Here is a 21,704-nt window from a genome sequence, read left to right as displayed (position 1 = left end):
ATCCATTTTTTTCTTCGCTTTCACTTGTTTCCATTTGCGTAACAGTTAACTCAAAGGTAAATCAAAATTGTAACAATTGATTCATGTGTACTTCAAAAAATTATTTACGAAAGGTGGATTAATCTGATGTTTTACGAAGCGCATTTTGGATTTGGAATCTTCTTTTAGTTATCCTCATCAGCTTTGGCTTGCTTATTTTAAATATTGTTACAAGTATTTGGGCGTATCGCGATGCACTACGCAGAGGGAACAGCAAAGAGTACGCAATAATTGTATTGATAGCGACTCTATTCTTTCCAGTTCTAGGATTGATTATTTACTTACTAATTAGAAATGATCGATAGACCAGAAAAAGAGGATCAGTTAAAGTTTATTCTTTAACTGATCCTCTAGGTTAGTAAGATATGCAAAAGGCGTTTATTTATTTGCTCAAATTCTTCTTTTGTCATGTTTGGTTCTAGATGGATAATATGTTTTTGGGATTTTGCTGGTATCGCTTTATTTTTATAACGATGCTTAAACCAGAGTTCGATTGATTCCTGTATACCTTTTTGGCTTCAGCAAATGTTTTTCCGTAACTAACACAACCCTCTAATTCTTTGATTTCAATCATATATTCTGTACCATCAAAGAAGTTGAGTTGTTTCCGAACAATCCAAGTGTATGAATGATAAGAACTCTCTTGAACTACTTGCTTTCCCATCAGATACGTCCTTCCAATAAGTAACCCTCCACAAGAGGAGGGTTACACCGCTATATTTACTTGCCTTTATTATATCTCTTATAAGTATCTATATCAAACTCCATAGGTTTCTTTCTACATGATATTTTTTGATCTAAGACAGCGAACATAACAATATTGTATAAAAGTGTTCTTAAAAATCATCGTCATCAACAATAAAGTCATCTCTTAGCTTTGAAGTTGTATTGCATACGTCCAGTAATGATTGTGAAAACTTAAGTTGTACTGATTTTATCGGGGATGAGTTATTCTTCATCTTTTCGTTCCAATCATAAACGCTTCGCTGGTCTAATAGCAAGATGCCACTTCGCTGTGCATCTACGTCTATATATCCTTTTTTCGTAAGCACTACTTTTCGTACCTTCATGTCTAAGTCTTTATCAGTTAAGATCCTTTTAACGATCGTACTCATCCTATTTAATGATAACAAAGGATTAATGATTTTCTTCTCAGTATCAGCTTCGACTTTTAGCCAATAGCGTTCTGAAAATGTTTGATAGATTGTATTTTCTGAACCATCGAGATTTACGATGCACCATACATCTGTTGGGGAGATTATCAGAATATCAAACTGAACGGTTGCTTTTGGGTACGTTACAATTGGATAATAAAGAACAAAACAGTTATCCGGAAACGATTGTAAAAACCACTTTAAAGGTTCATCATAAAAATAATCAGTCTTAATTGTTGATTTTTCCCGCAAGGTAGAACTCGCCCAATTTAGTTGAAATTCAAAAAGATCTCTGAGGAAAGAACTCTTTACCTCAGCTAAAGTTCTATATTTAAATTGAAATGGTTTAACCTCTTTAACGCTTGGTTCCCCAGACTTTCGCTTTGGCCATTTTCTAAACACAGCCAAAGGACCTTTTAAAGGTTTTCTTTGTTCCTCGGCTTCCTGAATTACAGACGGAATACCATTTTGATATGAAGCTTCCCATTCTTGTTTCAGTCTATCCCACCGTTCTCGCTTTAAGCGTGAAAATTGCCCTGGGTACCGGTACATATCATATTGATAACGAGAAACATAGTCTTCTATTTTGATTAAGTGAGCCACGGATCTTCCTCCATGTAGTCTAAAATTTAAATTCTAGAGTGTAGAATTGTTCAAGGAGCTTAAAAGCTCATTTCTGAAGAGAGTTTTGCTAATAGCTTTTTTGTGCGTAGCCAAGCGAACGCTTTACGTGACGAACCCAAAAGCAACAGTCTTTCGAAAACGTCACAATAATGAAAATCCCTCAAAAGTATAATTAAAACATAAAAAAGATTGCAATAAGAAAAGCGTATGCGCCCATTTTAGCCCCGAAAAGCAAATCTTCTTCGAGAAAAAAGTGTGTTCTTTCACTTTTATTCTCGAAGGTTATTTGACCTCGAGGGGCTGGGCGGTGGAGCTAGACAACAAATACTAAAAACGCATATGCTTTCTTATCTTTTAAAATAGTATCACAACCTTTTCCTAATTTGCAGACGTAATATAGTTTTTTTAGGCTTTATTCTTTAAGTTATTGTATTATCTTTTTGTTCGAAACTAAGTGAATGCATAACGTCACGCTTTGCGTGAAGCTTCAATAAACCTTGAAAAGATGGCCCGTGACCTTAGCGTGTTAATCATTACTAGCTATTTCAATAGCAACAACCCTTGAGAAACTTACTACAGGAACAGGTAAATCATTGCTGGTGTTAAACAAGAAACGAAAATTGCAGTTAACGTCATAGAAACTGAGCTAATCGCTCCTTCTAACTCACCAAATTCTAGTGCTTTTGATGTACCAATGGCGTGTGCGGCACTCCCTAGTCCTATCCCCTTACCAATAACGTGATCAATCTGAAAGAGCTTTAATAAGAATGGACCAATTATTACACCTCCAATTCCAGCGATCATTACAAAAATAGCTGCTAACGCGGGGATACCTCCAAGTGTTGCAGCAACCTCCATAGCCACAGGGGTCGTCACTGATTTAGGCAAAATAGAATAAATTAGAACATCCTCAATTCCAAATAGTCTCGATAACTGAACACCAGTTAATACACCTAGCAATGCACCCGTGGATACTCCTAAACAGAGTGGGAACATGTAAGTTTTTAGAACCTGCCGATGTTTGTAAAGGGGGAATGCCAAGGCTACAACTGCTGGTCCTAAGAGCTGCTCGATCCACTTGCCTCCAACCATATAAGTTTCGTATGGGATGCCGCTTACTGTTAATAACACAATGATTAGTAACGTTCCAATTACTAAAGGAATTGTTAAAGGGGTTGGAAAACGTAGATAGAATCTCTTGGAAATATAATAAATAACTAAAGTTACAACTATTGCAGTCAACGTAATTCCTAACTTCATTGGTGTTTTTCCTTTCGTATAACGACCATTTGACCAATAAATGCTGAACTCACCATAACGATCATCGTACTCATAAGTACAATGATTACTAATAGAAAGCCTTTCCCTTGAAAAATTGATAATAGTTTAACACTCCGACAGTGACTGGTAAAAACATGAGAGGCATATGGCTAAGCAACATTTGTGTTCCTTCCTCAAACCATCTTGTAGGAAATAGCCCAGTTACTAGCATGCTGAAAAAAATTCCCATGCCAATAATACTACCAGGGATCATTAACCCAAAGGTCATTTGTAACCATTCTCCAGTTAAATAAAATCCATATAAGACGGCTATCTGTAAAATAGTTTGAATAAGTTTCACGATTCTTTACACCTCATTCGTTAATATTATTTTAAGTCGAATGAAGCGATAACTTCATATTTTGGCGTTCTCTTTAGGTGAGTTTGATAAATCACAAAAGAGGAAACTGTCCAGGTTTCTTTTTTAAAAGAAGATTGAAAAGTTCTTTTCAACTGTTCGTCAACGTAGGAACCTTCTCCTAAATATTTTCGAGCTATTGTAATATGTGGACTAAACTCTCTTTTCTCAAGCTTAAATCCGAGCTCCTGACACGTTTTGTATACCTCTGCTTGAAGGTCATATAGTTTTTTTTCTTTTTCAACACTAGCCCAAAACACTCGCGGAGCCTGTTTTTGTCCAAAAGACCCAATACTCTCAAGAGTTAATAAGAATTGTTGATGTTCCTTCGCGATAATTTCTAGTTTCGTTTTGAGTTTTTCAAGCATTAGGGGTTCCACAGCCCCTAAAAATACAAGTGTAATATGGTAATCATCTTGGTCGACGAACTTTTGAAAAGGTGGTCCCTCTCTTTTAACCCAATTAGCAAGCTTTTCTTTAACTATTTTATCAGCGGGAACGGCAATAAAATAATGAGGTAACGCAGTCATTCTTCCACCAACCCTTTTTTGTTATAATACAACACTAGCTGTTATAAAACAACATCTTTTTTTAGTATACTTTTCGATAAATTACGATCTTAATTTTAGTCTACAATCGTGAGTTCATTCACGCTTTTTTCTAACCATTATTTTTAATCCCAATTTAAATGATAGGAATTATCATAATAATTATGATAAACTGTTATGTATATTAATGAATTTCATCATTCATTATTTCGCTACTAAGAAATTAATGTAGTGGCGTAAAAACGATATGGCTCGGTTAGGGTAATTATGAAATTCACTCATATAATAAAAGTAAAATAAGCTCTTAATAAAGGATGTGTTCGTTTATGCGTATTGTAGACAATATTGCAGATTTAATTGGTAATACACCATTAGTAAAATTAAATCATCTTCCAAGTAAAACGGGTGCTGATGTGTACTTAAAACTTGAGTTTATGAACCCAAGTGGAAGTGTTAAAGATCGGGCGGCCTTTCAGATGATATTACAAGCTGAAAAGATGGATTACTCCAAAAAGGTTCAACAATTATTGAACCGACGAGTGGAAATACCGGTATTGGACTAGCTATGAACGCTGCGGCTCGAGGCTATAAAGCAATTTTAACGATGCCGGATACCATGTCAAAAGAACGAATTAATATATTAAAGGCATATGGCGCAGAAGTTGTCTTAACTCCTGGAGATGAAAAAATGCCTGGGGCGATTCAAAGAGCACATGAGCTTGTAAAAGAAACCCCAAACAGCTTTATGCCTATGCAATTTGAAAATGATGCCAATCCTGAGGCGCATCGTTTAACAACAGCTTTAGAAATCAAAGATGCTTTGGATAGCATCGGAAAAACACTGAATGCATTCGTGGCTGCTTCAGGAACAGGTGGAACAATTACAGGGACAGGTGAAAAATTAAAAGAACTGTATCCTGAAGTTAGTATTCATGTCGTTGAGCCTGCTGGTTCCCCTGTCTTATCGGGAGGAAAACCAGGTCCTCATAAACTTGTCGGAACAAGCCCTGGGTTTATCCCACCAATTTTAAATGAAAACGTCTATGGTGAAATCTTTAAAATAGAAGATGAAGATGCCTACAACGTAACAAGACGACTCGCCCGCGAAGAAGGAATTCTAGTCGGACCTTCCTCTGGTGCCGCTTGTTTTGCAGCTCTAGAAGTAGCGAAACGACTATCACCAAATGATGTAGTTGTTGCCATTGCCTGTGATACAGGCGAACGTTATTTATCTACGGATTTATTTGATTTCGAGAAATAAATAATAATACTAAACACCTCTAACTGGGGTGTTTTTTTATATAACTCTCTTTTCACAAACTTTGTTGTTATTCAATCGTTTAAATCCGGTACGGACAGATAGTTGATCGGAAGCAGTAAGCCTTATACTGAGTAATTGAAAGACAACAATCTATGCAAAAACAGCCTTTCTAAAAGATTGTTGTATTAGCTTTTAGATCGTAACCAAGCAAATGCTTGGTTCTTCACGCTTTCAAAAGACGATCTAAAAGCAACAAAGTTTAGGAGAACAGTCTTATATATAGAAATATATACCAATAAAATTATATGTATATTATACTTTTAGAAAAGAAAAAAGGAGGCTATAGTATGGAGAACTGCTTTATATGTAAAAAACATGCTGGAGCCATTCAAACTTCCGGTATTCGGATCTATGAAGACGATTATGTATATGTGGGCCATATTGATAAAAGCGGTAGCCTAAACTACTTAGGTCATATTATGGTTGACTTAAAAAGACACGTCCCCTCACTTGGGGATATGACCATGGAAGAAGCCAAAGCATTTGGAATTGCCCAGGCCCGAGTAAGTAAAGCCTTACTAGCAATTGAGAAAGCTGAACACATCTATTCTTATGTTTTAGGTGATGCAGTTCCCCATCTACATTTACACATAGTTCCTCGTTACCCCAATACACCAAAAAAGTATTGGGGACCGACGGCTGTTTATGATTGGGAAAACGCTCCTTTTGGTAGTAATAGCGAAGTCGAGCAACTTTGTCAACGCGTTAAAACCTACCTAGAAAATCATTATGTTTAAAGAGTTCAGCTGGGTTGGCAGTGAAGAGGATTTTATCGATTATCCTTCCTGTCTAGAAATTAACCAATTAGTCATTGGGCGTTATGGCGGCAATTCCATAGCAGGGCAAAACAAAAACGAAGATGGCTGCTTACTGTGGTCAATGGATAATGAAGATTGGGAGCTTGCAATTGTCCTTGATGCCCACCATACAGCAGAAAGTGCTAAACTAGTTCTGAGTCATTTTCAACAAAAAAAAGAATCTGTGAAAACTATCTTATCTAGTCCTACAAATTCTCTTACTTTCAGAAAACTCGAAGCTGAAGTGTTAAAAGTTTTTCAGGATGAAGAATTCCTTTCTAGTTGTAAAAACATTAAAGGTGAAACATCTTGTTTAATTGTAGTTAGAAAACACAAGTTTGTTTGGTGGTTATCGATAGGAGATTGTCTTCTTTTTTTATTTCATCCAGAGCTTGCTGCACTTGGGCAATACCAGCTAAATCAAAGACATTTCTATGAATGGGTTGGACAAGTGAATACTTTTGCTAACAAAGTACCCTGTTACAGCACCGGAACAACCGAATTAAGGAAAGGCGTTAATCATCTTTTTTTAACGACAGATGGATTAATCGAATGCCCAAATGGACCATTTACTAACCCGAGGGAAATAGTTAAGGTATTTAAAAATAAGCATAATAAGCAAGCAATTCAGCTCTTATTTCAAATAATAAAGGAAAACAATGTGATGGATAGTACTACCATAATTAGTTGGAAGGTCGATATATCAGAAGTTGCGAGCCTACCAAGTATTTAAAATTCTAGTTACTTGAATTTATTTGAATCAACTTTACTTTTTACGAGTTGCCTTTGGCAACTCGTTTTATTTTGCGATTCCTAACATTCCTGTTTTGGTTCCTACTACGTATTTTTGAAAATCTAGTAAATAGTTCTTTTATAAACTTTTAAAATATTCGACTTTATCAGAAAATCATGAAATAATAGTTTAGGAGAATAATAAATACACTATTAGATAAGGGGTAAACAAGATGAATAGACAAGAAAAGATTGCCAATATAAAATCCTCGATTTCAACAGTCTTAGTTGGAAAAGAACAAATGACTGAACTAGTAGTAATTTCGATCCTTGCCCGTGGACATATTCTACTCGAAGATGTTCCTGGAACAGGAAAAACAATGTTAGCTAAATCTATTGCCAAGTGCCTTGATGCGAAATTTCGTCGTGTCCAGTTTACACCAGATGTGTTACCTAGTGATGTTACTGGTATCCAATTCTTCAATCCTAAAGAGCAAGCTTTTGAGCTTAGACCCGGACCAGTTATGACAAATATTTTATTAGCTGATGAAATTAATAGAGCAACACCAAGAACCCAATCTAGTTTACTAGAGGTAATGGAAGAAAGACAGGTAACCATCGATGGAGAAACACTAACTCTTCCAAAACCATTTATTGTTATTGCTACTCAAAATCCAATTGACACTCAGCAAGGTACATTTTCATTGCCAGAAGCGCAAATGGACCGCTTTTTACTGCAGATTAGAGTGGGCTATCCAACGTTTACAGAAGAAAAACAAATGCTTTCAATGTATCGTGAGTCCGAACCAATTGACTCTCTTAAAGTTGTCCTCACACTTAATGAAATTGAAGAAATGCAAAATGAACTAAAAAAGGTGACACTATCAGACGATATTGAAACCTATATGTTGAAAATCGTTGCCGCTACTAGACAATCCGAGTTTGTTGAAGTCGGCGTTAGTCCGCGGGGTACCCTAGGTCTAATGAGGGCTATTCAAGCACGTGCGTATATTCATGGTAGAGACTATTGTGTCCCAGAAGATGTAAAAGTTATGGCACCCTATGTCCTTTCTCACCGTCTTGTCCTATCTATTGAAGGGTCAATGCGTAAAACGAAAGAAGAAGTACTATTGGAGATTTTGAATAAGGTTGAAGTTCCTGTAGAAGCCGGAGCTGTTTCTTAATGGGTTGGAATCAAGAGCATAGCCTTCCGAAAAAAATTTATGGGACACTGTTTTGGTCCGTACCAATTTTATTTTTTATTGCTCTAATGCTTAAATCTCCATTAATTTTTAGTTTAGGGTTGCTTTTCGCCATCTTTATTTTGATGAATCATTACTACTTACAATATGTAGCTGAAAAAACGGATGTATTCGATGAAATTGAAGTTATCAGGATGTTTCCAAATGATACAAGAAATATTACCATACCTTTAGAAAATAAAGGGAAGCTCCCTATTTTAAATGGAGAAATATCATTTACATTCTACGACTACGATGGAGCAATTGAACTAGTCGAAACTAGTGGAATGAAGCAAGAAGCTTATATTTTTCCATTCACTCTTTTACCTCTAACAAGAAAAAAGAGAGAAATAGAAGTGAAAGCTATGAAGCGCGGGGTTGCACAAATACGCACAATCGAATTTACGGTCCACGATTTATTAAAACTCAGTCACTTACGTCTTCATTATAGGGATTATTTCCGGCGTGAGTTGATCGTTTATCCTACACCTAATCCGGTAAATGGACTTGATCAAGTAGTGCAGCAAAAGCAAGGTGATCTACCAAGGCAAAGATCACTTCATGAAGATGTCATGATGACAATGGGAACAAGAGAATATGTTTCTGGCGATCCGTTTAATCGTGTTCATTGGAAAGCTTCAGCAAGAACAAACTCCTTGCAAACCAAAATTTACGAAAAAACGACGATTTTAAAATGGACAATAGTCGTAAACATCTATCATCAGGACCGTTCAAAATTAACTGTAGAGAATTTAGAAGAAATTTTAAGTCACGTTGCCTTTGTCTGTCAATTTGCTACGAAACACCATATATCTTTTGAAATTTATATTAATACTCGAGTTCCTAAATTAATTTTTATTCATTTACCTCCTGGAAATGGGAAAGATCATCTATTAAAAGCGCTGGAACTTCTAGCTAGAGTCAGTAAATACACGATCACTACTCACCCGACCGAAGTATTGAAAATGGTCAGAAAAGAACAGGGATTAACCCGTTTATTATTCATTTTGGTTCATATAGCCAAGAAGAAGAAGGTATTTATCGAGAATGGCGAAGAACTGGCGCAACTGTGTACCGAGTAGAATCAACCGAAGCTATAGGACAAGTAGCTCCGATTGGAGGTGGAAAAAATGAAGCCCTGGCAAATTAAACTGACTCGCTATTTCCACCTTAGCCTAGAAATGGTCCTATTATTTCTAATCGCCATGCCATTTTATTTTATGGAGGGAAAAGAGCTACCGACTATTGCATTTAGTATTTTAGTAGCTACAGCTATCATATTTTACGATCCGTTTATCCAAAAGTTTAAAACTGAAAAGGTCGGCTTGTTTTTAATTCCGATCATTACAATTGTAGGAATGTCCGTTGGCTACCATTTCTTTTTTTCACTCTTGATTGCGACTATCGTTTTTGGGAGAGTATTATTTCACAATAAAGATAACGATCCAAATGAAATGAGCTTATTTATCGCTACTTTCGTCATAGGTGTTGTTTTTTATCTTCACTTTTTCTACCTAGGATCAAATGAATGGTTCTTACTCATTACGTTACTTCAATTCTTTCTAGTAATAACCTTAAAAACATTGAAATTGACTTTCCAATCATCTAAAACTAGGGCTCTGAAATGGGTTCAATTAAAATGGCAGCTTGGAAGTGTTGCAGCTTTAGGAGCTATTACTACTATTGCATTTTTTTCCTATGAGCTCATCCATAATATGATTTCCTTCATTTTAAAGATCGTTATACTAGGTATTTCTTTACTAGGAGTTCCTTTTGTCTATTTAGCCTCTTTACTTAATTTTGAACTTAGACGACAAGGACCAAAAGAAGAAGGCGGTTTTTTTAATAGTGGTGAAAATCAAAATATCCTTGATGAAGCTACAGTAACCAACCTTGACTGGTTGCCGTGGATTTTCGGGGCAATTGCTTTAATCGTCATGTTATTCTTCATTTTCAAACGTTCAGGCCCTTTTATTCTTCGTGAGTACATTAAGACGAACGATCAAGAAAATTTGGATGCTATTTTGCATGAGGACGTCAAGAAAAATTGGTTTCGTAGCAACCGACCTAAAAATGAAATCCGACGTCTTTTCTATGACTTTGAGAAATACATGGCAAAACACGGGGAAGGACGAAAATTCCACGAAACAATTGAGGATTGGTTTTCAAGAGTTAACGCGAGCCAAGAGTTAAAAGATTATGTTGCAAGAACTTATCGAAATGTTAGATACGGTAACCAAGAAATCTCCAAAGATGATAAAGAACGGTATCGACGTTCTTTAAAAGAAATAAAAAAGAAATTAAAAATGGACTTTAACAACGTATAGTTGTTAAAGTCACCATGCTAATTCTCGAGCTTGTTTTATCAAAGGCTCTTTTCGTACTATGTGGCTTTATGGACAATAATCCAATAAATAATCCATATTTCTTCCTACAAACCCTTTAAATGTTAAGAAAAATGCCCCTGATTTTTTGGGATTTTTTTCATTACCAACTAATTTAAAAGCAACTATCTTTGAAATAACAGCTATATCAAATTATTATTTGCATTATGACCGAAGCAAAGCAATGCTTGTCTCTTCACACTACGTGTAAAGCTTTACAAACTAAATGAGCCGAAAGACAAATTTATTTGTCTTTCGGCTCATTTAGTTGTAAAAACGGTTAATTAAGTCTCAACCATAATTGAGGCATACTTGAAACAAAAATAAAACATTGATTTTTTTCATTAATTGTTATCATAGGTATGAAAGATATCCAATACAGCGCAAGCTTTCTATGTTCCCACTATACTTCTGCTTTTTCCTACCAAAATTATGACTAACGTTAGAATACCCATTGTCGTTAAAACTCCAAAAAACAAATAAACAGTAAAAATATCATACTTATCTAGGATGAAGCCCGCCATAAATGTACAAAAGGAAGTACCAATTCCTCCACCAACAGAAGAATAAACGGAAACTGCAGTCGCCCTAACATCTTGCGGTGAAATTTCCCTCACATATTGTAACGCCGCCGGGATGAACAAACCAATTGATAAGCCTTGAGAAAAAGTAGTTATATAGATCAAAAATGGTGATGGTTCAAACGCATAGAAAAACCAGCGTAAGCTTGAAACGACCGTTGCAAATAGAATAATCTTAACTAACCCTGTTTTCTCAATCCAATAGCCAACCCACTTCATGAATGGAACCTCACTACCAGCCGCTAGTAAGAAAGCAATTCCGACCCCAGTTAAAGTACCTCCGGCATCTTGAATAAATAATCCAAAGTAAAAATTATTAGCAAATATCGGCCCAAAAACAAAAAATGTTGTTAACATAAACAAGATAAATTGCTTATTTTGAAAGAGCTGTGAAATCCCTTTTTTTAGCTCTACCTTAGGAAGTTGGCCCTCTTTCGGCATTTTCCTGGTAAAGAAGGCACAGAACCAAAGAGACAAAGCAAATGCATAAAAAATGACTGATAAACCGAACAAATCAGATAGGCTTCCAATCAGTAATACTGAAATAGCGAATCCGGCTGCTCCCCATAGACGAATACTTCCGTAATCTCCCTTTTTTTGATGAACATAATTTAGGGTTATACTATCCGATATTGGTACAATAGAGCCCTGAAACAAAGCCACTAAGGCTGCAACGAGAACAAAAGCTAAATAACTTGAGAGAGGTAGGTACAGAAGTGCTATGCCACCTGTAATGATCATCGTGATCGTCAATATCTCTCGTGGCTTCTGGGTATAGTCACTAAACATGCCCCACAATGGCTGAGCAAAAATCATAATTATCGGCCCAATGGAAATGATCGTACCAATCTCTGCTCCCGTTAGACCTACCTCATCTCGTAAATACACACTTAAAAGAGGAAATAATCCTCCAAAACTAAAAAATATTAAAAAATAGACCGATTTAAAAATCGTGACTTCACGCTTTTGCGCCATGAACCTCATCCTTTTATATTGTAGAGTTTAGAGTGTAAAGTGAAGAGTTGTTGTAAAGAAGGGACTCCAAAGCCTCCCTTTGAGCAACTTCTAACTCTACACTCTACGCTCTTAACTATTTTGCTAACTCGTATATCGCTTCTGCGTAAATAGCTGTCGCCTTTAGCAAATCTTCTACCTCGATGTATTCATCCTTTTGATGAGCTAATTCTGGGCGACCAGGAAATAACGCACCGAAGGCAACTCCTGCTTTTAGACTTCTAGCATAAGTCCCTCCACCAGTTGATAGAAGTGTAGCTTTTTCACCTGTTTGCCTTTCATAGACTTGTTGCAATTTTTGGATTAAGGGATGATCCTCTTTTACATAGTGCGGCTTTGCATGTGTCTTCAAATCAATGACAAGACCATTTTCAGCAATAATAGCTTCTAAGGCCATTAGTCCTGCCTCAAAATTATAGGTTACTGGATATCGCCAATTTACTCCCAATTTGCCACTATTCTCCTCAAACTTCATCGTACCCAAATTCATAGTCAGAGGTCCAGTTTGTTCATCCTCATATTCAAGTCCAAACTTTGCTCCTCTTGAATCGTTATAGAAGTGCTGATCGATAAATGCAACGAAATCTGCACCGCTCCCCTCAATTTGTAGAGATTGCAAGTAATGGGCAAGGTAAATCCCTGCATTTATCCCCTTATTAGGCTCCATTCCATGAGCTGAAATTCCAAAAAGCGTAAAGGTTAGCTCTTTGCCATTCACCGTTGTTTCGCCTTGAAGCTGATTTTGTTGCAAGAATAGCGAAAATTGCTCTCTCAGCTCTTCTGTTTTGTTAGTATGAAGAGTAGCCGTTGCAAAATCAGGTACCATATTAAATCTCCTACCTGCTTCAAAAAATCTTAAAGTACCACTCTCACTTCCGTTTGGAAAAACAATTTCAAAATCACAAATACCTTTTTCTGCATTTATGATTGGAAAATCAGCATCAGGGGCAAAACCGATTGATGGCATTTCTTCTGTTTGAAAATAACGATCGACACAACGCCACTGGCTCTCTTCATCTGCTCCGATAATTAACCGAACACGTTTCGAAAGCGGTAGACCTAATTCATTAATAATCTTCATTCCATAAAAGGCAGCCATCGTCGGCCCTTTATCATCAATAGCACCACGAGCATATATTTTTCCATCACGAATTTCTGCTCCATACGGGTCATTTGACCAACCATCCCCTTCTGGAACAACATCAATATGACCTAAAATCCCTACTAACTCCTCGCCAGCACCAAACTCAATATGTCCAGCATAACCATCTACATTTTTGGTATCGAACCCAGTTTCTTCACCTTTTTGGAGCATAAACAGAAGTGCCTTATTAATTTCTTCACCAAATGGAGCATTTGCAGTCGCTCCTTTTTCATCCAAGACACTTTTAATTTTCAATAAACCACACGTATCCTTCAATAAGTTTTCTTTTCTAAGTTCAACTTCTTCTTTCCAGTTAATATGCATTTATTTCTCTCCTGACTATATGTATTTTTTATCAGTAATAGGAACATCTAGTGAGATACACTTTCTCTTTTATTAACGCTCTTTTCTAAAAAATTGTTGCTATTAGCTTTTAGGTCGTAACCAAGCGAATGCTCGGTTCTTCACGCTTTGCGTGAAGCTTTTGAGAATAAATAAGCCATTGGGACAAATAAATTTGTCCCAAAAAGCTTATTTATTCTAAAAAGACGACCTTAAAAGCAACAACGTTTATGAAAACAACCTTTATTAATCATGTATATCGATGTATATTAATGTATATTGATGTATATTGGCGAACGTGAACTTCCATTATCTTTACCATTAATAATTTACTATGCAAACGATTTAACAAAACTGTAATACTTTAACATAACAGTAACACCCAATTCGTCGCTTTCCTTTGCTAAATAGTTGGAATTATTGTACAATTACAATGAAGATTACTTTGTTGTGAAGCAAAGGAAATTGAGATAAGAAAATATCCATGCGTTAAACTAACAAACCAGCATGAAAGTTTTACTATCAGAAAAGTGCAAAGCGCCCTGAAAAAAAGTATTGTGTGCTGTTCCCTGCAAAGCTCAAAAAAAGGCGTATAAAGCTCATGTATTCACCATAAAAATGAAGTAACCTTCATTTATGCAGCTGCCTTAAGTTGTATTAGAAATACACTGTATTTCTTTATGCTTGAAGAAATGAAAAATGATAAGGAGTGGTATTTTGGAAACTTCAACTGATCGGATGTTAAACCGAATTAAGTCCGTCTACCTCTATATTAAAAAAAGGGGAACTGTTTCGACGAATGAATTAGTTGAAGAATTTGGAATAACCCCTAGGACCATTCAACGTGATCTCAATGTACTAGAGTACAACAAGCTCGTCAGAAGTCCTAGTCGCGGCAAGTGGACCACAACAAACAAAAAAACAAAAGTGTCGTAATGTGAGTAAATTTCATAAATCCCTTAATCAAGCTATAGTAGTTGAGAATGTGTATAAGCAACTAATTATAGAACCTAATAGCAGGATTAATGAATTATGAAGTTCACTAAATGTAATATAGTAAAAAAAGCGCAAGGCGCCCGCCTATCGGCGACAAGCAAATGTTCTGTCAGATTAAAAGTGCGCTTTTCACTTTTATATCTGGCAGGTTATTTGACCTCGAGCCAAGAACTTCCATGAGTCAACCTTCTCTGCACCTTTGCGACGAGTAACCGCAGGAGCAGATGTTTTTTTGCGACGAGTAACCGCAGGAGCAGATGGCGCCTGAAGCTAGACACCAAGTTCTAAAAGCGCATATGCTTTCTTATCTTTTAAAAAACTCCCCCGACTCGTTTAGAGTTGGGGCTTTTTTTGAGTTTTGAGTTTTGAGTTTTGGTTTTGGTTTAGCTTCGTAGCCATCACTTACACTAACTCTACACTCTAATCTCTATTCACTAACCTCTCAACCTCTTCATCGGTAAGCTCACGATACTCCCCCAATTCAAGTGTGGGATCTAATTCAAGTGGACCGATCGTGAGGCGTTTTAGATATGTAACTTTTTTTCCTACGGCAAGGAACATCCTCTTTACTTGATGAAACTTCCCTTCAGTAATTGTTAATTCAATTTCTGACGTATCCCCGCTTTTTAATATTACGAGGTCGCCTGGTTTTGTTACGTATCCGTCATCAAGAGTAACTCCCTGTTTGAACTTAGCCGCATCTTCTTCAGTAACAATTCCTTGGATTTTAGCGTAGTAAGTTTTTGGTACATGTTTTTTAGGCGCTAGCAGTTCATGAGCTAATTTACCGTTATTCGTTAGTAAAACAAAGCCTTCTGTATCTTTATCCAATCTTCCTACAGGAAATGGTTCGTAACGTGCATCCTCAAACTCCAATAAATCTACAACTGTTTCATCCTTAGAATCTTCCGTTGCAGAGATAACCCCTTGTGGTTTGTTCATCATTAAGTAAATATATTCCTTGTATTCTATTGCTTCTCCGTTTACGAAAACTTCGTCCTTATCTACTTCAAGATGTGCTTTTGCATCTTTACAGTTACATCATTTACTCGAACAGCACCTGTTTTAAGTAACTTTTTTACTTCTTTTCTACTACCAAAGCCCATATTGGCCAAAAATTTGTCTAACCTCATCCTAAATCCTCTCTTTCCTAATATCAGCAACGATTTTTTGGGCAAAGCCTCCTAATTCATTGTTTAGAAAGGTTTTAATGCTGCCCCGTGTCCCTTGGCAAAGCACCTGCTCTATAACCGGCTTTTGTACCCCGGCTTCTATTAGCTTTTCTTCTAAATTAATGATCATTTCAATTGCTGCCTTGGTTGCTAATGTATTCCCTACTAATACTTCTTCTTCTGTCCCGGTCATAATTATAAAATTTGCACCAAAAAATGGACTAACGGGTCACAATTTACCCCCTCTGGCACAACAAAAAGTCCACTCTGATCCTCAACCATTTGTTTAGCATGCCCAGCTAACTTACAAGGAATAACGTTTCGTATCGTTGAGACATCCTTTGTTAGCAGTGCTGTTGCAAAAGAATAAAATATGACATCTTCTTTAAAATAGCTATGATTGCTTTCTAAAAATGGCACAATTTCTGAAGCGGGTAGCATAAGAAAGACATGACTAGCTTTGTGAAACTCATCTTTCCCTATGTAGGATACCCGCTCGTCTTCAATCTCATCTACCTTGGTTTTGGTACGTGAATATACATATATTTTTTCTTGGTACGAATTTAATTTTAAAATACTTTGGGCAAGTTTACCAATTCCAACTACTAAATACATCTTTTTCACCTTCCTTTTTAAAGATTGTTCCTACTAGTTGTTTTATACTAACCAATTCCTAAACTGAAAAAAGAAAAAGTGATAGGGAATAGTTACTCAATCAACCATTTTCAAAAGCTATTTTAGCATAGATGGTTGCTTTTCAACTATGCAGCCTATAGCATAATCCAAAGTTTGGCGGGCATTTTTTCCTAACTTGTTATTTGAATGAGTAAAGCATGTTAGCGGGAACAACAATTAAAGCTAGTGAATAGCACAAAGATTACGAAAATAGCGTAAAAAAAAGAAGAAAGGCTGCAATCATAAGATTAACAACCTTTAACTTATTCTAAGCTAATTCCTCTGAACCAAACATATAGTGTCGGGTTCGTATGTTTACATTAAGCACAATTCCGATAGCTATCATATTGGTTAATAGCGCGCTACCGCCGTAGCTAATAAATGGAAGAGCTAAACCGGTAATTGGCATAAGACCAATAGTCATGCCAATATTTTGAAAGATCTGGAAGACAAGAAGTCCAATGATACCTGCAACTAAATAGCTGCCATACATATTATTACAGCTAAAAGCAATTATGATCATCCGATAAAAAAGTAAGAAATAAATAACAATTAAAACTGTCGCACCTAGAAAACCAAACTCTTCACCAATAACTGTGAAAATAAAATCTGTGTGAATTTCTGGTACTGCACCACTTTTGGATAATACGCCTTCAGAAAAACCTTTACCATAAAGTTTTCCAGAACCTATGCCCTGCATCGCGTTTAATAATTGATACCCCATATCTCCTGGATCACTTTCAGGGTCTAACCAGCCATAAATCCTTTTTAGCTGATGGGGTTTAATGATTTTTATAAAGATGTCAAAGTAATTGTTATGCAGCCAAACCAAAGTGGTCAAAAACGTAACTATCACCGATCCAAGTACAGCAAAAATTTTCCATGAGATACCAGCCATTAATAGCATCGTCCCCATAATACTTGCGATAACCAATGCTGTGCCTAAGTCAGGCTGAATTAAAATTAGAAAAAATGGTGGGAAGCCAACAGCAAGTACTTTCAAAACAACGATAATATCCTCTTCTAGTGTGCGTTCGCGATGTTCTTTCGTAATTAAGAAGAGCAAATGCGCTAGCGCTAGCACTAAAAGATTTTTACAAATTCTGATGGCTGAAACTCGTTGCCAGCAATGCTGATCCAGCGTTGCGATCCATTTCGTTCAATTCCATAGAACTGTACGATTACTAATAAAATAATCCCAATGACATAAAGAGGGATTGTAAAATTCTTAAACATGTCGTAATCAATCACCATAGCGGCAACCATTAAAATCGTCCCTAATATAAACCAAATCACTTGTCGTTTAACAAAAGCAGCTGGTTCGACATTATATTGTCCTGCCATTGCAGCGCTGTAAATTGCTAGCAAGGATATGCACATTAATAAAAAGATTAAAAAAAGTAATGTATAATCTAACTGTTGAAAATAAGTTTTACGCTCATTCATGGCACTAGTTTCCTCCATAATTTATCAAAAACATCCATAGTGGATTGTTTAAAATTCCTAACTACTAATGTTAACATAGCCCCTTTATTTAAACAAAGGTATTTTTGAGGAAACACTTACAACATTTTGGAATTAATGCTCTTTATGATCCTACAAGAGTATAAATTCGCTTCGGTAAGACAATCTCCACAGTTGTTCCTTTACCTACTTCACTCGTAAAGTTAACCTTACCCTTATGTCCTTCAATTATTTTGTACGTAACTAAAAGTCCTAATCCAGTTCCTTTTTCTTTCGTTGAGTAGAAAGGTTCACCTAGTTTATGTAGACGTTCTCTAGGTATTCCACAACCATCATCTTGAATTTGAATGATAATATGATTTAAATCTTTTTCCTTCAATTGAATCTGGATGCATCCATTTGAATGGCATGCTTCAATAGCATTTTGGATCAGATTAAGAAACACCTGTTTCATTTCATTTTTGTTACATTGTATAACATAGTCTTCTTGAAAGCTTGTATTGATTGTCACACCTTGTAGGTGCGCTTGAGCTTCAAGTAATTGAATAACCTTTACTAATATTTCTGTTATATTAGTTTTTTCCATGTGCTTTATTTCATTAGGCTTGGCTAATGATAAAAACTCATAAATGATAGATTCTGTCCGCTCTAGTTCAGATAGAATAATATCAATATAAAAATCTTTGCATTCTTTAGTTGATTTTACTAGTTGCATAAAGCCCTTGATCGATGTCAATGGGTTTCGTATCTCATGGGCAACACCTGCTGCAAGCTGTCCTACTAATGAAAGTTTCTCTGTTTTCCTTAACCATACTTCCATCTTTTTTGTTCTGTTATATCCAAAAAATAAACTGAAACAATATCTTTCATAGGGTACATTCTAACTGCAAACGTTGCATCTAATAATTCACTGTAAATTTCAAACTTCACGGCAACATTTTGAGCCTTTACGCTTTCATAGTATTGTAGGAGCTCAGTCGTGATAAATTCAGGCAGAACATCCATACATTTATAGCCTAGTAATTTATCACGACTTTTATTCAGTAGCGATACTGCCGCTCTGTTTACATAAATAAAACGAGCTTCATTGTCCAGTGCAACAAATCCATCTGATATACTCTCTAGTATAATATGAATTCTTTCGATGGAGTCATGAAGCTTTTCCTCTATCTTTTTCCGTTCACTAATATCGCGACTAATTAGTAAGATCTCTTTACAGTCATCATCTTTTTTTATGCTTTTTATATTCGTCTCTGACCAACGATAATAACCTTCTTTATGTTGAATTCGGTAACTGATAGAAACAGTTACATTAGAGTCTATTACTTTTCTAAGTGCTTTTTCGAAAATTGGTTTATCATCTACATAGATCAAATCTAATGGTCCTAGACCTTTTAATTCGTTATTTTCGTAGCCTAAATGATCTGTTAATGCTGGAGAAACATAGTCGTATTTTCCTTCTTGAGTCAGAATGATAATTCGGTCGGATGAATTCTCTGCAATTAATCGAAATCTTCTCTCGCTCTCCACTAGTTTAGCTTCCACTTGTTTCTTCTCAGTTATATTTTCTATTTGCCCCATCATGTATAAGACTGAACTTGATTGATCATGGATTAAACTTACACTAACCATACCCCAAACAATATGACCGCTTTTGTGAACAAAGCGTTTTTCCAATTGGTAGTTGTTAATTCTACCGCTAATTAAAGCTTCTATTTTACGCTCGGTTTCCTCTATATCATCTTCATGGGTAAAGCTTTTATATGTTTCGTTAATCAGTTCTTCCTTCTTGTAGCCTAAAAATTTAGAGAAAGCCTCGTTCATATATAGGAACCTACCATCTAATCGAGTAAATACTATGGAGATTGCAGACTTTTGGAACATCGCATTAAATAAAGTTGTATCCATTTTATTTCCTCCTGAATTAACATTAACTCTATAATTAGACACCAATCGTCAATCTCCTTTATAATAGTTTGTCAATAAATAGAACTTAATATTGAAAAAAAATGCCCTTTTGTAGCTGTCGTCTAAAACTAATCTATTAAGTAGAAAAAACCAATTTAATATAAACTTATATTACCAATAATCATACTAAAAAAGATGTTTTAGTAATCTACTAAAACACCTTTTGGTTAGCCAACTTTTTCAAGTTCAATATTCTGTTTGACTTTTCTTGGAGAGCACCTAGCAATGTTAGCTAATATTCCTAAGCTTATTGCTGTTATCATTAGTGACGAACCGCCGTAACTCATAAACGGAAGAGGAATACCTGTTATCGGTAGCACTCCGGAAACTGCCCCTACATTCAGACATACCTGAAGTGCGATTTGAAATGAAATCCCAAATGCTAACAAGCTTCCAAATGGTGTATTAGCTCGGGTCCCTATCACAATCCCGCGAAATACAATCAGCCCTAAACAAGTGAAAACAAATAAAACTCCAAACATACCTAACTCTTCTGCAACAATTGCCATAATAAAGTCCGTATGAGCTTCGGGTAAATAAAATAATTTCTGTACACTTTGGCCAAATCCTGCTCCAGTTACCCCTCCATGTGCCATCGCAATATACGATTGGATTAATTGATACCCTGTCCCAGTCTCATCAGCAAAAGGGTCCATGTACCCAGTAAGCCTATTCATTCGGTACTCTTCTGACTTTGCATATGTCCAGACGACAAAACCAGAAATACTTGCTAAAGATACAAGATGAAACATTTTGGCCCCTGAACAAAATACCATTAAACCTGCAACAGCCAAGATCAAGGAAGCAGTCCCTAAATCCGGTTGTTTCATAATCAGTGCGAAAATGCCAACGATAATAATTAGTGGCGGTAATACACCTCTACCAAACTGATTTATGTACATTTGCTTTCTTGAGTAGACATGTGCGAGATAGATAATCATCCATAACTTTACAAATTCTGAAGGTTGAATGTTGGTGAAACCGACATTGATCCAGCGTGTTGCCCCTTTTACTTCCACTCCTAATGGTGTTAAGACTAAGCCTAATGATATAAACGATACTAAGACAATTAGAAAGACCAACTTTTGATATAAACGGTAAGGAAACATCATGAAAAACAAAAAGAGGATGGTTGATATCGAAATCCACTGAAGTTGTTTTTTAAAAAACCATAAATAATCACCATTATGTCGATCGTAGCCAATGACATAACTAGAACTGTAAATCATGATAAGACCAAATGAGGCTAGTAAAATAACAGCAGCAATCAAAATCCAATCATTTTCTTTTTTTAATGAAACTTCCATTCTACCACCCCTCCTTTTGACTTTCTGATTGGTTTCATTATAGCAGACTGTTATTTCTAGAAAAAGGGATTTCGTTCTACTAGATAATTAATCTGAAAAATAATTTTTTACTAACAATATGGTAAATTATTAAACAACGGCGCTTAACAATGCCCATTTCATTCAAAATTAGGCTTTTATCTAACGCCTTTCATTGTCGCTAGGCATAGACTGTTTACTGAGTGACAGATACCTATTTTAAAAGGAGAGATCTTATGTACGATTACCGACAATTTCCAGATACTCAATTCTTCCCTGGGTTTCCATTTCCACCAACACCAGGTCCTGGACCTGGACCCGGACCTGGTCCTCGTGATCTAGAGCGACGTGTAACTCAATTAGAAAGAACCGTCCAACGGCAATCGCAAGAAATTGAACGATTAAACCGCCGTCTTAGTCGTTTAGAGCGTCAACTAGGCTTCGGTATTGGTGGCCCTCAATACTAATTTTTGTATAGAGTTAAGTTGAAGGTAGCTCTATTAGC

The 21,704-nt window shown here is 36.1% G+C and carries 20 protein-coding genes and 3 pseudogenes; 9 read left to right on the top strand and 14 right to left on the bottom strand.

Annotated elements, in window-relative coordinates; translation table 11 throughout:
- Nucleotides 1–149: 149 nt before the first annotated feature.
- On the top strand, nucleotides 150–344 hold the full coding sequence (locus H1D32_RS05835; RefSeq protein WP_261177609.1) for a PLDc N-terminal domain-containing protein: 195 nt from the start codon (nucleotides 150–152) through the stop codon (nucleotides 342–344).
- Nucleotides 345–457: 113 nt separating this feature from the next.
- Here H1D32_RS05835 and H1D32_RS05830 read toward each other — a convergent pair whose 3' ends face one another.
- From H1D32_RS05830 to thpR, 5 genes are all read right to left on the bottom strand, one after another.
- Entirely contained in the window at nucleotides 458–703 is a 246-nt protein-coding gene (locus H1D32_RS05830; protein WP_261177266.1) for a type II toxin-antitoxin system HicB family antitoxin, read from the bottom strand.
- A gap of 172 nt (nucleotides 704–875) precedes the next feature.
- A complete protein-coding gene (locus H1D32_RS05825) occupies nucleotides 876–1,796 on the bottom strand; it encodes a nuclease-related domain-containing protein (protein WP_261177265.1) in 921 nt (306 codons plus the stop codon).
- A gap of 594 nt (nucleotides 1,797–2,390) precedes the next feature.
- Nucleotides 2,391–3,077 (bottom strand): LrgB family protein, encoded by a 687-nt coding sequence (locus tag H1D32_RS05820; protein ID WP_261177264.1) that lies wholly within the window; start codon nucleotides 3,075–3,077, stop codon nucleotides 2,391–2,393.
- A gap of 88 nt (nucleotides 3,078–3,165) precedes the next feature.
- Entirely contained in the window at nucleotides 3,166–3,438 is a 273-nt protein-coding gene (locus H1D32_RS05815) for a CidA/LrgA family protein (RefSeq protein WP_261177263.1), read from the bottom strand.
- A gap of 26 nt (nucleotides 3,439–3,464) precedes the next feature.
- Nucleotides 3,465–4,025 carry an RNA 2',3'-cyclic phosphodiesterase gene (gene thpR, locus H1D32_RS05810; RefSeq protein ID WP_261177262.1) on the bottom strand — a complete coding sequence of 187 codons (561 nt, stop codon included), beginning with the start codon at nucleotides 4,023–4,025 and terminating at the stop codon, nucleotides 3,465–3,467.
- A 344-nt stretch (nucleotides 4,026–4,369) separates the two neighbouring features.
- Between thpR and cysK the strand changes: the two are divergent.
- The 6 genes and pseudogenes from cysK (at nucleotide 4,370) to H1D32_RS05780 (ending at nucleotide 10,461) form a co-directional block, all read left to right on the top strand.
- A pseudogene (gene cysK, locus H1D32_RS05805) lies at nucleotides 4,370–5,304 on the top strand (cysteine synthase A).
- A 347-nt stretch (nucleotides 5,305–5,651) separates the two neighbouring features.
- Nucleotides 5,652–6,101 carry an HIT family protein gene (locus tag H1D32_RS05800; RefSeq protein WP_261177261.1) on the top strand — a complete coding sequence of 150 codons (450 nt, stop codon included), beginning with the start codon at nucleotides 5,652–5,654 and terminating at the stop codon, nucleotides 6,099–6,101.
- A complete protein-coding gene (locus tag H1D32_RS05795; RefSeq protein WP_261177260.1) occupies nucleotides 6,094–6,894 on the top strand; it encodes a protein phosphatase 2C domain-containing protein in 801 nt (266 codons plus the stop codon). The genes H1D32_RS05800 and H1D32_RS05795 overlap by 8 nt, the downstream gene beginning before the upstream one ends.
- Nucleotides 6,895–7,126: 232 nt before the next feature.
- Complete coding sequence (locus H1D32_RS05790; protein WP_261177259.1) at nucleotides 7,127–8,077, top strand: AAA family ATPase; 951 nt, start codon at nucleotides 7,127–7,129, stop codon at nucleotides 8,075–8,077.
- Nucleotides 8,077–9,216: a DUF58 domain-containing protein gene (locus H1D32_RS05785; protein WP_261177258.1), complete on the top strand. Its 1,140-nt coding sequence runs from the start codon at nucleotides 8,077–8,079 to the stop codon at nucleotides 9,214–9,216. Before H1D32_RS05790 ends, H1D32_RS05785 begins: the two co-directional genes overlap by 1 nt.
- Before the next feature lie 48 nt (nucleotides 9,217–9,264).
- Nucleotides 9,265–10,461: a hypothetical protein gene (locus H1D32_RS05780; protein WP_261177257.1), complete on the top strand. Its 1,197-nt coding sequence runs from the start codon at nucleotides 9,265–9,267 to the stop codon at nucleotides 10,459–10,461.
- 449 nt (nucleotides 10,462–10,910) lie between these two features.
- On the opposite strand, the gene H1D32_RS05775 is transcribed toward H1D32_RS05780, so the two are convergent.
- Together H1D32_RS05775 and pepV are read right to left on the bottom strand one after the other, a co-directional pair.
- Entirely contained in the window at nucleotides 10,911–12,074 is a 1,164-nt protein-coding gene (locus H1D32_RS05775) for an MFS transporter (protein WP_261177256.1), read from the bottom strand.
- 115 nt (nucleotides 12,075–12,189) lie between these two features.
- Nucleotides 12,190–13,581: a dipeptidase PepV gene (gene pepV / locus H1D32_RS05770; RefSeq protein WP_261177255.1), complete on the bottom strand. Its 1,392-nt coding sequence runs from the start codon at nucleotides 13,579–13,581 to the stop codon at nucleotides 12,190–12,192.
- A 735-nt stretch (nucleotides 13,582–14,316) separates the two neighbouring features.
- Between pepV and H1D32_RS05765 the strand changes: the two genes are divergently transcribed.
- The gene (locus H1D32_RS05765) at nucleotides 14,317–14,535 is read left to right on the top strand and encodes a DeoR family transcriptional regulator (protein ID WP_261177254.1); all 219 of its coding nucleotides are present in this window, start codon (nucleotides 14,317–14,319) and stop codon (nucleotides 14,533–14,535) included.
- A 480-nt stretch (nucleotides 14,536–15,015) separates the two neighbouring features.
- On the opposite strand, the pseudogene H1D32_RS05760 reads toward H1D32_RS05765, so the two are convergent.
- The 7 genes and pseudogenes from H1D32_RS05760 to ftsW form a co-directional block, all read right to left on the bottom strand.
- Nucleotides 15,016–15,728 (bottom strand): annotated as a pseudogene (locus tag H1D32_RS05760) (pseudouridine synthase).
- 1 nt (nucleotide 15,729) lies between these two features.
- Nucleotides 15,730–15,960 carry a hypothetical protein gene (locus H1D32_RS05755; RefSeq protein ID WP_261177252.1) on the bottom strand — a complete coding sequence of 77 codons (231 nt, stop codon included), beginning with the start codon at nucleotides 15,958–15,960 and terminating at the stop codon, nucleotides 15,730–15,732.
- A gap of 2 nt (nucleotides 15,961–15,962) precedes the next feature.
- On the bottom strand, nucleotides 15,963–16,382 hold the full coding sequence (locus H1D32_RS05750; RefSeq protein WP_261177251.1) for an NAD(P)-binding domain-containing protein: 420 nt from the start codon (nucleotides 16,380–16,382) through the stop codon (nucleotides 15,963–15,965).
- A gap of 328 nt (nucleotides 16,383–16,710) precedes the next feature.
- Nucleotides 16,711–17,786 (bottom strand): annotated as a pseudogene (gene rodA / locus H1D32_RS05745) (rod shape-determining protein RodA).
- A gap of 244 nt (nucleotides 17,787–18,030) precedes the next feature.
- On the bottom strand, nucleotides 18,031–18,726 hold the full coding sequence (locus H1D32_RS05740; protein ID WP_261177249.1) for an ATP-binding protein: 696 nt from the start codon (nucleotides 18,724–18,726) through the stop codon (nucleotides 18,031–18,033).
- Nucleotides 18,711–19,814: a PAS domain-containing protein gene (locus tag H1D32_RS05735; RefSeq protein WP_261177248.1), complete on the bottom strand. Its 1,104-nt coding sequence runs from the start codon at nucleotides 19,812–19,814 to the stop codon at nucleotides 18,711–18,713. The genes H1D32_RS05740 and H1D32_RS05735 overlap by 16 nt, the downstream gene beginning before the upstream one ends.
- 227 nt (nucleotides 19,815–20,041) lie before the next feature.
- Nucleotides 20,042–21,181: a putative lipid II flippase FtsW gene (gene ftsW, locus H1D32_RS05730; protein ID WP_261177247.1), complete on the bottom strand. Its 1,140-nt coding sequence runs from the start codon at nucleotides 21,179–21,181 to the stop codon at nucleotides 20,042–20,044.
- Between the two features lie 254 nt (nucleotides 21,182–21,435).
- Here ftsW and H1D32_RS05725 point away from each other — a divergent pair, with 254 nt between their 5' ends.
- Nucleotides 21,436–21,666 carry a hypothetical protein gene (locus tag H1D32_RS05725; RefSeq protein ID WP_261177246.1) on the top strand — a complete coding sequence of 77 codons (231 nt, stop codon included), beginning with the start codon at nucleotides 21,436–21,438 and terminating at the stop codon, nucleotides 21,664–21,666.
- The last annotated feature ends 38 nt before the right edge of the window (nucleotides 21,667–21,704 follow it).

The sequence above is a fragment of the Anaerobacillus sp. CMMVII genome (assembly GCF_025377685.1).
In the GTDB taxonomy this organism is placed as follows: Bacteria; Bacillota; Bacilli; order Bacillales; family Anaerobacillaceae; genus Anaerobacillus.
This window is presented reverse-complemented; position numbering and strand designations above follow the sequence as displayed.

Bases quoted from the DNA above. Each gene is read 5' to 3' on its own strand.
- H1D32_RS05795 (WP_261177260.1), top strand. From the start codon at position 6,094: ATGTTTAAAGAGTTCAGCTGGGTTGGCAGTGAAGAGGATTTTATCGAT.
- H1D32_RS05780 (WP_261177257.1), top strand. From the start codon at position 9,265: ATGAAGCCCTGGCAAATTAAACTGACTCGCTATTTCCACCTTAGCCTA.
- H1D32_RS05830 (WP_261177266.1), bottom strand. From the start codon at position 703: ATGGGAAAGCAAGTAGTTCAAGAGAGTTCTTATCATTCATACACTTGG.
- H1D32_RS05735 (WP_261177248.1), bottom strand. From the start codon at position 19,814: ATGGATACAACTTTATTTAATGCGATGTTCCAAAAGTCTGCAATCTCC.
- H1D32_RS05725 (WP_261177246.1), top strand. From the start codon at position 21,436: ATGTACGATTACCGACAATTTCCAGATACTCAATTCTTCCCTGGGTTT.
- thpR (WP_261177262.1), bottom strand. From the start codon at position 4,025: ATGACTGCGTTACCTCATTATTTTATTGCCGTTCCCGCTGATAAAATA.
- H1D32_RS05790 (WP_261177259.1), top strand. From the start codon at position 7,127: ATGAATAGACAAGAAAAGATTGCCAATATAAAATCCTCGATTTCAACA.
- H1D32_RS05750 (WP_261177251.1), bottom strand. From the start codon at position 16,382: ATGTATTTAGTAGTTGGAATTGGTAAACTTGCCCAAAGTATTTTAAAA.
- pepV (WP_261177255.1), bottom strand. From the start codon at position 13,581: ATGCATATTAACTGGAAAGAAGAAGTTGAACTTAGAAAAGAAAACTTA.
- H1D32_RS05800 (WP_261177261.1), top strand. From the start codon at position 5,652: ATGGAGAACTGCTTTATATGTAAAAAACATGCTGGAGCCATTCAAACT.
- ftsW (WP_261177247.1), bottom strand. From the start codon at position 21,181: ATGGAAGTTTCATTAAAAAAAGAAAATGATTGGATTTTGATTGCTGCT.
- H1D32_RS05740 (WP_261177249.1), bottom strand. From the start codon at position 18,726: ATGGAAGTATGGTTAAGGAAAACAGAGAAACTTTCATTAGTAGGACAG.
- H1D32_RS05775 (WP_261177256.1), bottom strand. From the start codon at position 12,074: ATGGCGCAAAAGCGTGAAGTCACGATTTTTAAATCGGTCTATTTTTTA.
- H1D32_RS05755 (WP_261177252.1), bottom strand. From the start codon at position 15,960: ATGACCGGGACAGAAGAAGAAGTATTAGTAGGGAATACATTAGCAACC.
- H1D32_RS05820 (WP_261177264.1), bottom strand. From the start codon at position 3,077: ATGAAGTTAGGAATTACGTTGACTGCAATAGTTGTAACTTTAGTTATT.
- H1D32_RS05785 (WP_261177258.1), top strand. From the start codon at position 8,077: ATGGGTTGGAATCAAGAGCATAGCCTTCCGAAAAAAATTTATGGGACA.